The 15,174-nt window shown below is 70.9% G+C and carries 8 protein-coding genes; 6 read left to right on the top strand and 2 right to left on the bottom strand.

Going from position 1 to position 15,174, the window contains the following annotated elements:
• Positions 1–52: 52 nt before the first annotated feature.
• The 6 genes from ACIHFB_RS38455 (at position 53) to ACIHFB_RS38430 (ending at position 9,502) form a co-directional block, all read left to right on the top strand.
• Positions 53–2,497 (top strand): FAD-dependent oxidoreductase, encoded by a 2,445-nt coding sequence (locus tag ACIHFB_RS38455; protein WP_400129327.1) that lies wholly within the window; start codon positions 53–55, stop codon positions 2,495–2,497.
• 9 nt (positions 2,498–2,506) lie between these two features.
• Positions 2,507–3,661, top strand: a complete 1,155-nt coding sequence (solA, locus tag ACIHFB_RS38450) for an N-methyl-L-tryptophan oxidase (RefSeq protein ID WP_400129326.1) — start codon at positions 2,507–2,509, stop codon at positions 3,659–3,661.
• An 11-nt stretch (positions 3,662–3,672) separates the two neighbouring features.
• On the top strand, positions 3,673–4,815 hold the full coding sequence (locus tag ACIHFB_RS38445; RefSeq protein ID WP_400129325.1) for an aromatic ring-hydroxylating dioxygenase subunit alpha: 1,143 nt from the start codon (positions 3,673–3,675) through the stop codon (positions 4,813–4,815).
• Positions 4,796–6,262, top strand: a complete 1,467-nt coding sequence (locus ACIHFB_RS38440; protein ID WP_365282637.1) for an aldehyde dehydrogenase family protein — start codon at positions 4,796–4,798, stop codon at positions 6,260–6,262. Before ACIHFB_RS38445 ends, ACIHFB_RS38440 begins: the two co-directional genes overlap by 20 nt.
• Before the next feature lie 92 nt (positions 6,263–6,354).
• The gene (locus tag ACIHFB_RS38435; RefSeq protein ID WP_365282636.1) at positions 6,355–7,914 is read left to right on the top strand and encodes an amino acid permease; all 1,560 of its coding nucleotides are present in this window, start codon (positions 6,355–6,357) and stop codon (positions 7,912–7,914) included.
• Between the two features lie 37 nt (positions 7,915–7,951).
• Positions 7,952–9,502, top strand: a complete 1,551-nt coding sequence (locus ACIHFB_RS38430; RefSeq protein ID WP_400129324.1) for a GMC family oxidoreductase — start codon at positions 7,952–7,954, stop codon at positions 9,500–9,502.
• Positions 9,503–9,513: 11 nt separating this feature from the next.
• On the opposite strand, the gene ACIHFB_RS38425 is transcribed toward ACIHFB_RS38430, so the two are convergent.
• A complete protein-coding gene (locus tag ACIHFB_RS38425; protein ID WP_400129323.1) occupies positions 9,514–14,250 on the bottom strand; it encodes a hypothetical protein in 4,737 nt (1,578 codons plus the stop codon).
• A 36-nt stretch (positions 14,251–14,286) separates the two neighbouring features.
• Positions 14,287–15,168, bottom strand: a complete 882-nt coding sequence (locus tag ACIHFB_RS38420) for a hypothetical protein (RefSeq protein WP_365282633.1) — start codon at positions 15,166–15,168, stop codon at positions 14,287–14,289.
• Positions 15,169–15,174: the final 6 nt, after the last annotated feature.

Here is a 15,174-nt window from a genome sequence, read left to right as displayed (position 1 = left end):
CGAACGCATTCAACCCTTGAGCGCGTTCACCCCCACCCCGGCAAGGAGGGGCATGTCCAGCACGCCCGAAAACCAGTCCCCCCGCGTGGTCGTCGTAGGCGCCGGCATCGTCGGCTGCTCGCTCGCCGACGAGTTGACCGCCCGCGGCTGGACCGATGTCACCGTCCTCGAACAGGGCCCGCTGCCCGCGCCCGGCGGCTCGACCTCGCACGCGCCCGGCCTCGTCTTCCAGACCAGCCCGTCCAAGACGCTCGCCGAGTTCGCGAAGTACACGGTCGAGAAGTTCGGCTCGCTGGAAGTCGACGGCGTCTCCTGCTTCAACCAGGTGGGCGGCCTGGAGCTGGCCACGACCCCCGAACGCCTCGCCGACCTGCACCGCAAGGCCGGTTACGCCGCCTCCTGGGGTATCCGCGGCGAGGTGGTCACCGCCGCGCGCTGCAAGGAACTGTGGCCGCTCATCGACGAGTCGGTGGTCCTCGGCGGCTTCCACACCCCCGACGACGGCCTGGCCCGCGCCCTGCTCGCGGCCCGCGCCCAGATGGCACGGGCCACCGAAAGGGGCGCCCGCTTCCTGGACCGCCACACGGTCACCGGGATCGAGCAGGAGAACGGCCGCGTCACCGGCGTGGTCACCGATCAGGGCACCTTCCCCGCCGACCATGTCGTCTCCGCCGCCGGTTTCTGGGGCCCGGTGATCGGCCGTATGGCCGGAGTGGACGTACCGCTGCAGCCGCTCGCCCACCAGTACGCGCGGACGAAGCGACTGCCCGAACTCCAGGACGCCGAGGCGGAGGCATCGAAGCCCATCCTCCGCTTCCAGGACCGCGACCTCTACTTCCGCGAGCACACCGACCGCATCGGCATCGGCTCCTACGCCCACAAGCCGATGCCGGTCGACGCGTACGCGATCCTGCCGTACGACGAGGCCCGCGCGCAGGACATGGACATGCCTTCCTCCTACCCCTTCACCGAGGAGGACTGGGCGCCGAGCTGGGACGACTGCCGATGGCTGCTGCCCGCGCTGCGGGACACGGAGATCGAGGAGGGCTTCAACGGCGTCTTCTCCTTCACCCCGGACGGCATGCCGGTCCTCGGCGAGTCCCGCGCCGTCAGAGGCTTCTGGCTGGCGGAGGCGGTCTGGGTCACCCACTCGGCCGGTGTGGCCAGGGCGGTCGCCGAGTGGATGGTCGACGGGCGGCCCTCCATCGACCTGCACGAGTGCGACCTCACACGTTTCGAGGAGGCGCAGCGCTCACCGTCGTACGTCCGGGAACGCGGTTCACAGCAGTTCGTCGAGGTGTACGACGTCCTGCACCCGCTTCAGCCGATGGAGCAGCCCCGCCCGCTGCGCGTCAGCCCCTTCTACGCCCGCCAGCAGCAGCTCGGCGCGTTCTTCCTGGAGGGCGGCGGCTGGGAGCGCCCGCACTGGTACGAGGCGAACGCGCCGCTGGCCGACGGACTCGAACTCCCCGAACGTGACGCGTGGTCGGCCCGCTTCTGGTCCCCCATCGCGGCGGCGGAAGCGAAGGCGACGCGCGAAAAGGTCGCCCTGTACGACATGACACCGCTGCGCCGGCTGGAGGTCACCGGCCCCGGCGCCCTCGACTTCCTGCACCGCATGACCACCAACAACCTCCGCAAGAAGCCCGGCGCGGTCACCTACACCCTTCTCCTCGACGAGAAGGGCGGCATCCGCTCCGACCTGACCGTGGCCCGGCTCGCCCCCGACCGCTTCCAGGTGGGCGCCAACTCCCCCGCCGACCTGGACTGGCTGCTCAGGCACGCACCCGGGGACGTACACATCAAGGACATCACCTCCGGCACCTGCTGCATCGGGGTCTGGGGCCCCCTCGCCCGTGACCTCGTCCAGCCGCTCACCCGCGACGACTTCTCGCACGAGGCCTTCGGCTACTTCCGCGCGAAGGAGACGTACATCGGCCATGTCCCGGTGACGGCCATGCGCCTGTCGTACGTCGGTGAGCTCGGCTGGGAGCTGTACACCACCGCCGACCTGGGGCTCAGGCTCTGGGACACCCTGTGGGAGGCGGGCCGGGAGCACGGCGTCATCGCGGCCGGGCGCTCGGCCTTCAACTCGCTGCGCCTGGAGAAGGGGTACCGCGCCTGGGGCACCGACATGACCGACGAGCACAACCCGTACGAGGCCGGCGTCGGCTTCGCGGTGCGCAGGGACAAGGTGTTCGTGGGCCGCGAGGCGATCGAGGCCCAGGACATCACCCGCAGGCTCACCCCCCTCCTCCTCGACGACCCGGCCGCCGTCGTGCTCGGCAAGGAGCCCGTCCACGTCGACGGCGTCCCCGCCGGCTACGTGACCAGCGCGTCGTACGGGTACACCCTCGGCCGTTGCATCGCCTACGCCTGGCTGCCGGTGCTGGCCACCGGAGCGGCCGTCCACATCGAGTACTTCGGCGAGAAGGTCCCGGCGACCGTCGCCGAAGAGCCGCTGTTCGACCCCAAGATGACCCGCATCCGCCGTTAGGAGACGCGCATGTCCCCCACGTATGACGTCATCGTCATCGGTCTCGGCGGCATGGGCAGTGCCGCCGCCCACCATCTCTCCGCGCGCGGCGTCCGCGTCCTCGGCCTGGAGAAGTTCGGCCCCGTGCACAACCGCGGCTCCAGCCACGGCGGCTCACGGATCACCCGGCAGTCGTACTTCGAGGACCCGGCGTACGTGCCTCTGCTGCTGCGCGCCTATGAGCTGTACGACGACCTGGAGCAGGCCACCGGCCGGGACATCGCCACCCTGTGCGGGGGCGTCATGGTCGGCCCGCCCGACTCGCTGGCCGTCTCCGGCTCGCTGCGCTCGGCCCTCCAGTGGGACCTGCCGCACGAGATGCTGGACGCGAAGGAGATCCGCCGCCGCTTCCCGACGCTCACGCCGAAGGACGACGAGATCGCGCTGTACGAGACGAAGGCCGGTCTGGTGCGGCCCGAGAACATGGTCGCCGCCCATCTCCAACTGGCCACACGGCAGGGCGCCGACCTGCACTTCGAGGAGCCGATGACGCGCTGGGAGCCTTACCGGGACGGCGTCCGCGTGCACACCGCCGAGAACACCTACACCGCGAGCCAACTGGTGATCTGCCCGGGCGCGTGGGCGCCGCAGCTGCTCACCGATCTCGGCGTGCCGTTCACGATCGAGCGACAGGTCATGTACTGGTTCCAGCCCAGGAACGGTGTCACGCCCTTCCTCCCCGCCAGCCACCCGATCTACATCTGGGAGGACACCGCCGGCGTCCAGGTCTATGGCTTCCCGGCCATCGACGGCCCCGAGCTCGGCGCGAAGGTCGCCTTCTTCCGCAAGGGCACGGTCACCACCCCGGAGACCATCGACCGGATCGTCCACGAGGACGAGATCCGGGCGATGGCCGACCACATGGCCGGCTGCATCCCCGATCTGCCCGGCACCTTCCTCAAGGCCGCGACCTGCATGTACTCCACCACCGCGGACGAGCACTTCGTGATCGCCCGCCATCCCGAGTACCCGGAGTCCGTCACCGTGGCCTGCGGCTTCTCCGGGCACGGCTTCAAGTTCGTGCCCGTGGTCGGGGAGATCCTCGCCGACCTGGCCCTGACCGGCACCACCGAGCACCCCATCGGCCTGTTCGACCCCGCCCGCCTCGCCGCCGCGCCCGCCTGAGGAGCACCCTCGTGACGACGACCCCCATCACCCCCAGCCTCATCACGACGCTGCCGGGCCACTACTACACCGACCCGGAGATCTTCCGGCAGGAACAGCAGCACCTCTTCGAGTCGATGTGGTTCTGCGCCGTCCGCAGCGCCGATCTGGCCGGGCCCGGCGCCTTCCGCACCGTCCAGGTCGGCGGCGAGAACGTGATCATCACCCGGACCCGCAAGGGCGAGCTGCGTGCCTTTCTCAACGTGTGCCGCCACCGCGGGGCCCGGCTGTGCATGGAGGAGTCCGGCGAGATCCGGCGCACCCTCCAGTGCCCGTACCACGCATGGACGTACGACCTCGACGGCAAGCTTGTCGCCGCACCGAACCTGATCAAGATGCCGGACGTCGACCGGGTGGAGTACGGCCTGATCAAGGTGGCCCTGCGGGAATGGCTCGGCTACGCCTGGGTGTGTCTGGCCGAGGAACCGCCCTCCTTCGAGGAGACGGTGATGGGTGCCGCCGTGGAACGGCTGGGCGACGTCGCGGCGATCGAGCACTACGGCACGGAGAACCTCGCGCTCGGCAAACGCATCACCTATGACGTGCGGGCGAACTGGAAACTGATCGTCGAGAACTTCATGGAGTGCTACCACTGCGCGACCATCCACCCCGAGCTCACCGACGTCCTGCCGGAGTTCGCGGACGGCTATGCGGCCCAGTACTACGTGGGTCACGGCGCCGAGTTCGGCGAGGAGGTCAAGGGCTTCACGGTCGACGGCAGCGAAGGCTTCGGCAAGCTGCCGCACATCTCCGACGACCAGGACAGGCGCTACTACGCCATCACGGTGAAACCGACGGTCTTCATCAACCTCGTCCCGGACCATGTGATCCTGCACCGCATGTTCCCGATGGCCGAGGACCGCACGATCGTCGAGTGCGACTGGCTGTACGCCCCGGAGGTCGTCGAGTCGGGGGCGGACGTGTCGAGGTCGGTGGAGCTGTTCCACCGGGTGAACGAGCAGGACTTTGCGGCCTGTGAACGGACACAACCGGCGATGGCGTCGCGAGCGTACCGGAAGGGTGGTGTGCTGGTTCCGAACGAGCACCACATCGGGATCTTCCACGAGTGGGTCCTTCAGCGTCTGGGAGGCGGCCATGCCGGATCTGTTCATTGACGGCGAGTGGCGGAGCGCGGTCGACGAGCGCACCCGCGAGATCCGCTGTCCGGCGGACGGCTCACTCGTCGGGGTGGTGGACGAGGCCGGCGGCAAGGACACCGTCGAGGCGATAGCCGCCGCCCGCCGTGCCTTCGACGACGGGCCCTGGCCGCACACACCCTCCGACCAGCGCGGTGACCTGCTGCTTCGGGTCGCCGACCTGCTGCTGCGGGACAAGGACGCGCTCGCCCGCGCCGAGTCCCTGGACACCGGCAAGCGGCTGGTCGAGAGCGAGTACGACATCGACGACATCGCGAACTGCTTCCGCTACTTCGGCCGGACGGTCGCGAGCGAGACGGGGCGGGTCGTCGACACGGGCACGGAGGGCGTGGACAGCCGGGTCGTGTACGAACCGGTCGGCGTCTGCGCGCTGATCACGCCCTGGAACTACCCGCTCCTCCAGACCGCCTGGAAGGTCGCCCCGGCGCTCGCCGCCGGCAACACCTTCATCCTCAAGCCCAGCGAGCTGACCCCGCACACCGCGATCCATCTGATGCGGCTGCTGGAGGAGGCGGGCGTACCCGCGGGCGTCGCCAACCTGGTCCTGGGCGCCGGTCCCGAGGCGGGCGCCCCGCTCGGCGACCACCCGGACGTGGACCTCGTCTCCTTCACCGGCGGACTCCAGACCGGCCGCCGGCTGATGGCGGCCGCGGCCGGGACCGTGAAGAAGGTGGCACTGGAGCTCGGCGGCAAGAACCCCAACATCGTCTTCGCGGACGCCGACTTCGACACAGCCGTGGACATGGCACTGACCGCGGTGTTCCTGCACTCCGGTCAGGTCTGCTCGGCGGGCGCACGCCTGCTGGTGGAGGACTCGCTGCACGACCGGTTCGTCGACGAGGTGGTACGCCGGGCCTCGGAGATCCGGCTCGGGGGCCCCTTCGACGAACGGGCCCAGACCGGACCGCTGATCTCCGCCGCCCACCTTGCCAAGATCGAGGCCTATGTCGCCAAGGGCCTGGAGGAGGGCGCGGTCCTGCGCTGCGGCGGCACCCGCCCCGACGGTCCGGACTTCGACAAGGGCTTCTACTACCGGCCCACCGTGCTGGACGAGTGCACGGGCGGGATGTCGGTGGTGCAGGACGAGTCCTTCGGACCGGTGCTGACGGTCGAGCGGTTCAGCAGCGAGGACGAGGCGGTACGGCTCGCCAACGACACGATCTACGGCCTGGCAGGCGCCGTCTGGACCAGCGACGAGGCCAGGGCCGCCCGGGTCGCGGCGCGACTGCGGATCGGCACGGTCTGGATCAACGACTTCCACCCGTATGTCCCGCAGGCGGAGTGGGGCGGTTTCAAGCAATCCGGATTCGGACGCGAACTCGGGCCGGCGGGCCTGGCAGAGTACCGCGAGCCAAAGCACATCTGGCGCAACACAAACCCCACGCCACAGGGGTGGTTCGCCTGACTCCCGGGTAGCAGCAGGCTCATCACCCGTCCTTGATCCAGGCACCCGCAGGAGCCGCTCTCCCCGTTCCCCTGCCCACCAGGAGTCCGCTCATGACCACAACTCAACAGCCGGCCGGCGAGCACGACGACGCCGAACTGGCCGAATTCGGATACAAACCCGAACTCAAGCGCACCCTCGGCAACTTCCACACCTTCGCCGCCGGCATCAGCTACATCTCCATCCTCACCGGCACCTTCCAGCTCTTCTATTTCGGATACGGCAGCGGCGGCCCCGCCTACTGGTGGTCGTGGCCGATGGTCTTCGTCGGCCAGTTCATGGTCGCCCTCTGTTTCGCCGAGCTGGCCGCCCGCTATCCGGTCGCGGGCTCCGTCTACAACTGGTCGAAGAAGATAGGCAATCCGCACCTGGGCTGGCTGGCCGGCTGGACGATGCTGGTCGCCTCGATCGTGTCGATCGCGGCCGTGGCACTCGCCTATCAGCTGACGCTGCCGCAGATCTCCGACGTGTTCCAGATCGTCGGTGACGGCACGGGCAAGTACGACGTGGCGACCAACGCGGTCATCCTGGCCGCGGTGTTGATCCTGTTCACCACGCTGGTGAACGCCTTCGGCGTCAAGCTGATGGCCACGATCAACTCGGCGGGCGTCTTCATCGAGCTGGTCGCCACCGTCGTACTCATCATCCTGTTCGCCGTGCACATCACCCGTGGCCCGCAGGTGGTCATGGACACCAACGGCACGGGTGCCGGCTACGGCACCGGGTATCTCGGCGCCTTCCTGGTGGCCTCGCTGGCCTCGGCGTACGTCATGTACGGCTTCGACACGGCCGCCTCGCTCGGCGAGGAGTCCCTGGACCCGTCCCGGAACGCGCCGCGCGCCATCATCCGGGCAATCGTCGCCTCGTTCATCCTGGGCGGTCTGATCCTGCTGTTCGCGCTGATGAGCGTCTCCAGCCTGAAGGGCGAGCAGCTGTCCACGGACGGTCTTCAGTACATCGTGCTCGATGTGCTCGGCCCGACGGCGGGCAAGGCGATGCTGTGGTGCGTGATGATCGCGGTGACGGTGTGCGCGCTGGCCGTGCACACGGCGGCGATCCGGCTGACGTTCGCCATGGCCCGGGACAACAACCTGCCCGCGTCCTCGAAGCTGGCGAAGGTGAGCCCGCGCTTCAAGACACCGGTGCTCCCGGCAGTGATCATCGGCATCCTCGCGCTGGCGATCCTGGTCGTGAACATCCGCCAGCCGCAGATCTTCACGGTCGTCACCAGCATCGGCATCATCATGATCTACCTCGCCTACCTGGGCGTCACCGTGCCGTTGCTGGTGGCGCGGCTGCGGGGCCAGTGGCAGCCCGCGGGCGACGGCAAGTTCTCGCTCGGCCGCTGGGGGCTGCTCGTCAACATCCTGGCCGTGCTGTGGGGCCTGGGCATGACCATCAACCTGCTCTGGCCGCGGGCGGCCGTCTACAACGCCACCGCCCCCTTCCACTGGTACCTCCAGTGGGGCGCGGTGCTGTTCGTCGGCGTGATCATGGGCGGCGGCTTCGCCTACTACTGGTTCATCCAGCGGAGCAAGACGGGCGTGCTCGCCGAACACCAGCTGGGCTCCGCACCGGCGACCGGGCCCTACGCCGCCCCGGCGGCCGACTGAAATTCCGCAAGAAGGCTGTCAAGGAGGTCAACTCCCCATGAGTATCGATGAGTTCGACTACGTCGTGGTCGGCGGCGGCACCGCGGGCAATGTGGTGGCGGCCCGGCTGTCCCAGGACCCGTCCGTCACCGTCTGCGTCCTGGAAGCAGGTCCCAGCGATGTCGGCGACGACGACGTCCTGAAGCTGGAACGCTGGATGGGGCTGCTGGAGTCCGGCTACGACTGGGACTACCCCGTCGAACCCCAGCCCAGCGGCAACAGCTTCATGCGGCACGCCAGAGCGAAGGTGCTCGGCGGTTGCTCCTCGCACAACTCCTGTATCGCCTTCTGGGCCCCGGCCGAGGACCTCGACGACTGGGCCGCGGCAGGCTGTACGGGCTGGAGCGCCGCCGACCTCTTCCCGCTCTACCAGCGGCTGGAGAACAACGATGCTCCCGGGAAGCACCACGGCCGCACGGGTCCGGTGAAACTCCGCACGCTGAAGAGCGAAGACCCGTGCGGCACGGCGCTGTTGGAGGCCTGCGCGCAGGCAGACATTCCCACCACGGGTTTCAACACCGGCAAGACGGTGATCCGGGGCGCCAACTGGTTCCAGATCAACTCCGACGAGAACAACATCCGTCAGTCGTCGTCCGTCGCCTATCTGCACCCGGTCCTGGGCAAGCGGCCGAACCTGGAGGTGCGGACGGGGGTACGGGCCAAGAAGCTGGTGCTGGAGGGCCGGCGCTGCGTGGGCGCCGAGTACCTCGACCCGGACCTCATCCACACCCGGACGGTACGGGCCCGGCGGGAGGTCATCGTCTCCTGCGGCGCCATCGACACGCCCAAGCTGCTGATGCTGTCGGGCATCGGACCGGCCGCTCACCTGCGCGAGTTCGGCGTGGACGTGGTGGTCGACTCGGCGGGCGTCGGCGAGAACCTCCAGGACCACCCCGAGGGCGTCATCATGTGGGACGCCAAGCAGCCCATGACCACCACGTCCAGCCAGTGGTGGGAGGCGGGCATCTTCTACGACACCGAACCGGGCCTGGACCGGCCTGACCTGATGTTCCACTACGGGTCCGTCCCGTTCGACATGAACACGGCACGGTGGGGCTATCCGACGTCGGAGAACGCGTTCTGCCTCACGCCGAACGTGACGCGCGCGAAGTCGCGTGGCACGGTACGGCTGCGGACCCGCGACTACCGGGACAAGCCGAAGGTGGATCCGCGGTACTTCACGCATGAGCACGATGCGCGGGTGATGACGTTCGGGCTGCGCCTCGCCCGGCGAATCGCCGAGCAGCCCGCGCTGAGCGGCTGGGCGGGCGCGGAGCTGGCCCCCGGTCCGGACGTCCGGACCGACGACGAGCTCCTCGACTACATCCACAAGACCCACAACACCGTCTACCACCCGTCCTGCACGGTGAAGATGGGCGCCGACGACGACCCGACGGCCCCACTCGACGCACGGCTCCGGGTCAAGGGCGTGGAGGGGCTGCGGGTGGCGGACGGTTCGGTGATGCCGGATCTGGTGAGCGTCAATCCGTGCATCACGACGATGGCGATCGGCGAGAAGTGCGCGGACATGTTGAAGGAGGACGCGTAGCGATACCCGTCTCAGGAGGCGGTCGAAGCCGGGCGCTTGAACATCCGCGTCGCCGTGATCTCGCTGTGTCCGGCTTCCCCGGCGGGAGCCTGCGGCAGCCCCGGCCTCAGGTGCTCCTCCACGCTGATGTACTTGAGGCCGGCCCGCAGATCGGCGTCGTTCCGCAGCCGGATGACCAGCGGGAACTCCGCCAGCGCGGTCGTGTCGAACAGACCGGTGGTGTACAGGAGTTGGACACCGAGAGCGTCTGACACGGCCCGCTGAAGCTCCAGCAGATACGTGGCGTTGGCGCGCCCGATGGGGTTGTCGAGGAACAGCGTGCCGGCGTGCCGGTGCTTGTCGCGTCCCCGGTCGTTGCTTCTGAGGGACGCCATCGTGCAGTACAGCGCGATGGCGGCGGTCAGCAGCTGACCGCCGGAGAACACGTCGCCCATCTGCCCCACCGGTACCCGCTCCGCACGGAGCACCGCGTCCGGCTTGAGGATCTCGACGGCCACACCCTTGGGCTGGAGCGCCGCCGCGACTCCCCGCAGCAGCAAGGACATTCCGTCCCGGCGCAGATCGGAGTTCTTCTTCACCGCGGCCCGCGTCGCCTCGTCGACGACCTCGCCGAGCCGCTCGGTGAGCGTGGCCTGGTCGGGTTCCTCGAAGCGGATGCGGAGGAACTCCTGCCCGGACCACTCCCCGAGCCCCTCGGGCAGCCGGGACAGCCGTTGGGCGGACCGCAGCGTCGCCAGCGCCGACTCGACCAGCCCGCGCAGCCGGTCCACGATCGAGTCCCGGTTCCGCTCCAGCTGCGCCAACTCATCGGTGAGGACCCGCAGTCGGGGCGCGAACGCGTCCGCCCACTTCTGCGCGTGCTCGGGCAGCGCGGCAGCGGGCAGTTCCCGGATCTGCTGCCGCGCCGGCGTCCGTACCTGCTCGTACCGCGTGGAGTTGGCATGCCGTACGAGCACATCGCTCGCTTCTCGTACGGCGGACTCGGCGGCGGACAGATCGGCGGCACAGCCGCGCAGGGAGCGCCGCGCCTCGGCGGCGGAGTGGCGAGCCTCGTCCAGGCTGCCGGGATACGGCTCCGGCTCCTCCTGCTCCTCGTCCGAGCCGTGCTCGCGCAGCAGGTCACGGAGCATGGCGGCGATCTCGTCGAAGCCACCGACCGCGTCCTCGGCGGCACGGTGGGTATCGAGGAGTTCGGCGTGCGCCTCCCGGGCCTGGCTCAACGCCTCGGTGCGGGAGGCGAGTTCGGCCGTGGCGGTCCGCAGCAGGGCCTGCGCGTGCTCGGCGTCCCGCGGCACCAGCTCCTCGGGCAGCTCGGTGTGCGCCTCGCCGTCCTCGGGCGCGTGCCGCTCGGCCTCGCCCCGCAGCCGCCCGAGTTGTTCGCTCGCGCTCGACATCCGGGTCTCCAGGAGCTGCACCAGCTCCTCGGCGCGGGCGGCGGCGGCCTGCCGGGAGGGCCCGTCGGAACCGTCCGGGGACTGGAGCAACTGTGCCGCGCGCGTGCGGACCTTGTTGCTGAGCCGGTCGAGTTCGGTCCGCGCCGCGCTCTCGTCGCTCTCCGCGCGGGCCTGCTCGGCCCGCAGATCGGCGCCGACGCCGACCTTCTCGTACACCTGGGAGGCGGCACGATAGGCCTCGCGGAGGGCGGGAAGGGACGACGTCGAAGCATCCGCGTCGGCTTCCGGTACGTCGTCGGGGGCGCCCGCGATCTCGGCGCGCTCGGCGCGCAGCGCACGGGCCGTGCGGCGCGCGTCGTCGGCGGCACGCTGGGCGCCCCGACGGTCCTCGTCGGCGGCGCGGGCGCGCTCCAGACAGGTCTGGGCGCGGGCCTCCGACTCGGTTGCCTCGTCGGCGAGTTCACGCACCTTGACCTGCCAGCCGGAGCGTTCCCGCAGCCGGAAGGCGAGCCCGGCGAGGGCGTCGGCGGAGCGGCGGGCGCGCTGGGCGGCCTCCTGCCGCTCGTCCCGTACCTGGGTGGCCTCGGCGGCGGCTTCGTCGGCCTCTGCCCGGACGGTGCGCGCCTCGGCCAGCTCTGCCTCGGCCTCCTCGGCGAACGCACGTGTCTCCCGGGCCGCTTCCGCCAGCTCGACCAGTCGCCCGGCCGGACAGCCGGTACGCCAGGACGCGAGCCGCGCGGCCAGCTCCCGGTCCTTGCCGAGCCGTGCCGCGAGCGTCCGGATCTCCTCGTCCCGCTCGGTCGCCCGCGCCCGCAGCGCCTGCCGTTCCTCGTCGGCAGCGTGCTCGTCGTGCATGGCGGGGTTCGGCGGTACGAGGAACACGTCGCCGCTGTTCGCGTCGGCAGCCGGGGTCGGGGCCAGCAGGGCGGCCGCCGTACCGACCGCGACGGCGGACCGCGGCAGCAGCGCGGCCTCGCTGAGCGTCTCCCGGGCACGCGCGTGCGTGTCGGGGTCGGTGATGATCACTCCGTCGACCAGCTCCGGCCGGGCGGCCAGCACGCGTGCGTGGTCGGTGGGATCGACGGCCTGCGCGAGATACCGCCATCCGGGCAGCGCCGGGATGCCGTGCTCGCCGAGGAACTCCACCGTGGCCAGCACGTCCGGCCCGGGCGGCAGCAGTCCTCCGTCGCCGAGCGCACCGAGGATCCTGGAGTCGTCGGCGGCGGCGGTCCGCAGCTCGAACAGCTGCCGCTCGGCGGAGGAGACGGTGTCGTCGAGGAGCTGCCGGAGGTCGTCGGCCGAGCGGTCGAGTTCCTCGGGGGTGAGGAGGCCTTCGGCGAGGGGGCGGGGGGTCGTCAGGGGGCCGCGGGAGCGCGGGACGGCAGCATCGCCGTGCGCGGGGCGCGCGTCTTCGTCGCTCTCGGCGGTCTCGCCCCGGCCCGTTGAGGCGGGGCGCTCGTCTCCCGTCCGAGGGGCCGGCACGACGCCGCCGGTCCCCGTGCCCAAGGCGCCGGTCAGGCTCAGCAGCTCGGCCAGCCGCTCCTCCCCCGCGAGCCCGTCGGCGAGGCGGCGCTCCGCCTCGTACGACCGTTCCGCAGCCGTCGCCGCGTCCGCCGCTCGGGCCGCCGTGAGCTCGGCGCGGGATTCGGTCGACGCTGCTTCCCGCGCGTGCTCGGTGGCCCTGTGGGATGCCTCGCGCGCCGTGTCCCAGGCGGCGACGGCCGTCTTCTCGGCGTCGCTGGCGGCGAGCGCGGCGCGCGCGGGATCGGCGTCGGGCGCGCTGTCGTCGAGCCAGCCCGCCCGCACCGCCTCGGCGGTCTCCTGCTCGACCTCGGACAGGCGCTGCCGCAGGTGCCCGACCTCACTGCGGGCTCGCTGGGCCTCCGTGGCGGCGGAGGTGGAGTCCCGGTGGGCGGTCTCGCTGACCTCCTGGAGCGCGGCGGACCGCTCCTCCCCTTCGTTGGCCAGGGTTTCAGCGCTCTCCGCGGCCGAGTGCAGGGCCCGGACGAGATCGACGGCGGCCTTGGCGCGGGCGGCCAGCGCCGGGGCCGCGTCGCGCTCGGCCTCCTGGATGGCGGAGGCGACGCGCGCGACCCGGTCAGCGGCGGCGCGGTGCCGCAACACGGCCTCGGCGGCCTGCCAGGCAGCGTGCAGAGTGCGCGCGTCGGCGAGCTCCCGCTTCTGTGCGGCGGCCGACTTCTCGGTGCCGGCGAGCGCCAACGAGGCGTGCCGGTAGGCGAGTTCGGCGGCGATCAGCGCGCTGCGCTCCCGTCCGCTCTCGGCATGCGTGACGGCGTACGCGGCGGCCGTGACCCGCTGGGCGAGGTCCGCGGCACGCACGCGTTCCCGGGCGCCGCGCGCCGACAGCCGTCGGGCCAGCGTCCGGGTCCGGCGCTCGGCACCGGCGTGGATGTCACGCGCGCGTGCCCGTGCCTCGGCGGCCTCGACGATCCGCCCCAGCAGATCGACCGAGCCGGCGGTGAAGTCCCGTTCGGCGATCAGCTCGGCACGCCGCCCGAGCTTGTTGCCGAAGCCGCCGACCAGGTCGGCGAGACCGTCGGTGTCCCGCGTGTCGGTCACCGCGCGCAGCAGCAGGTCGGTGAAGTCGGAGTCCTTCTTGACCGCGAAGAGACCGGCCGCCTCGCCTTCGTCTGCGTTCATCTCCCGCTGGTAGCGGAAGAGTTCGGGGTCGAGGCCGAGGTCGCCGAGGTGCTCGATCCACCGGTCGTGGATCTCCTCCCAGTGCACCTCCAGATGCGGATACGCCTTGCCTGCCTCGGTGAGGGCGTCCCGGAAGCCCTTCATGGTGCGCCGCCGCCCCTGCGCACCGGACGCGCCCTCGACGGGCGGCCGTACGAGGGTGGATTCGGCGACCGGCAGATTGTCCAGGCTCAGCCCGGGTCCGGGCCGGAACGAGTACCAGGCCTCGGCGAACTTCCGCGGATCGTTCGAGACCTGCCGCCCGCGCCACTCGCTCACCTTGCCGACGACGACGCACTCGCCCGTCAGCACGTGCTGCCACTCCAGCGCCACATGCCCGCAGTCGTCGGCGAGTAGGAACTTGCGCAGCACACCCGAGCTGGCGCCACCCAGTGTGTTGCGGTGACCCGGCAGCATCACCGAGAAGATCAGCTTCAGCAGAACGGACTTGCCGCCGCCGTTCTCCAGGAAGAGCACGCCGGCGGGCGCGGGGCGGCGCGGCGGGCCGACGGGCTCCTCCTCGAAGAACTCCGCCTGCGTGGGCGCGGGGTCGGGCACGTGCTCGCCGACACCCCGCAGGTCAAGCACGGTGTCGGCGTAGCGCGCACCGGCCGGACCGATGGAGTAGAGGCGGACCCGGGACAGCTCGTACATGGCGGACTCTCGTAGTCGTGAAGGCAGTCGGTGCGGTCAGGAGTGGAACGGCAGCCCGGCGTCGGCCACCAGCTCCAGGTCGTCGGACTCCTCGGCGGGCAGCAGCGTCGGCGTGCCGTCGGTGACCGGGACGACGCCCAGTTCCAGCAGCTCGGCCATGGCGGCGCTGCCCGCCATGTCGCGTACCTGGAGCTGGTAGCGGGCCGTCGTCCGGTATGTGCCGCCGTTGTCGTCGCCCGTGCGCTGGAGGAAACCGGAGTCGGTCAGGAAGGCGACGGCCTTGCCGATGATGCCGGTCGTCGAACCGGCCAGTCTCCGCGCGTCCTTGGTGGCGCCCGTCGCGCTGCGTCTCACCCAGATCCGCCAGGCGGCCTCGAGCCCGGGCGCGTCCGTGGCCGGATCGGTGTTCTCGCCCTGTTCGTCGGCGCGCTCCTCCAACCGGCGGCACGCCTGCCGTACGAAGGCATCCACGCCGTTGACCGTGATCCGCCCGATGTACCCGTCGTCGGCCAGGTCCTCGGGCCGCGGAAACGCCATGGCGGCAACGGCGAGATGGGCGAGCCCGTGCAGGAACCGGTCCCCGGAGTCGGCGGACGTCCGACGCGCGTAGTCCCCCATCCGCACCGCGAACACCGAGTCCTCGCCTGCGGTCACCGCCATCCCCGCGCGCGGGGACACCTCCAGCACGACCAGCCCCAGCCCGGTGGCAACGGCGTCGGCGAGCCGGGCGAAGGGCGGGTCCTCGCGGTACCGGCGCAGCAACTCGGCGTACTCCTGATCCCGCGCGGGCTGCAACTTGGGCTGCAACCCGAACGCGACGAGCCGAGCGGCGTCGGCGGCATCGGCGGGGGTGACGGCTGCGGTCACCGGCGCGGAGGCGACACCCTCCGGCTCACCCCGGTCGACGTGCTCGGTCACGACTGC

Source organism: Streptomyces sp. NPDC051963 (assembly GCF_044593495.1).
Classification (GTDB): domain Bacteria; phylum Actinomycetota; class Actinomycetes; order Streptomycetales; family Streptomycetaceae; genus Streptomyces.
Note: the sequence above shows the minus strand (reverse complement) of the source record. Positions and strands in the feature narration are given on the sequence as shown.

Coding starts and splice junctions, on each gene's coding strand:
- ACIHFB_RS38455 (WP_400129327.1), top strand. CDS start 53: ATGTCCAGCACGCCCGAAAACCAGTCCCCCCGCGTGGTCGTCGTAGGC.
- ACIHFB_RS38425 (WP_400129323.1), bottom strand. CDS start 14,250: ATGTACGAGCTGTCCCGGGTCCGCCTCTACTCCATCGGTCCGGCCGGT.
- ACIHFB_RS38440 (WP_365282637.1), top strand. CDS start 4,796: ATGCCGGATCTGTTCATTGACGGCGAGTGGCGGAGCGCGGTCGACGAG.
- solA (WP_400129326.1), top strand. CDS start 2,507: ATGTCCCCCACGTATGACGTCATCGTCATCGGTCTCGGCGGCATGGGC.
- ACIHFB_RS38430 (WP_400129324.1), top strand. CDS start 7,952: ATGAGTATCGATGAGTTCGACTACGTCGTGGTCGGCGGCGGCACCGCG.
- ACIHFB_RS38435 (WP_365282636.1), top strand. CDS start 6,355: ATGACCACAACTCAACAGCCGGCCGGCGAGCACGACGACGCCGAACTG.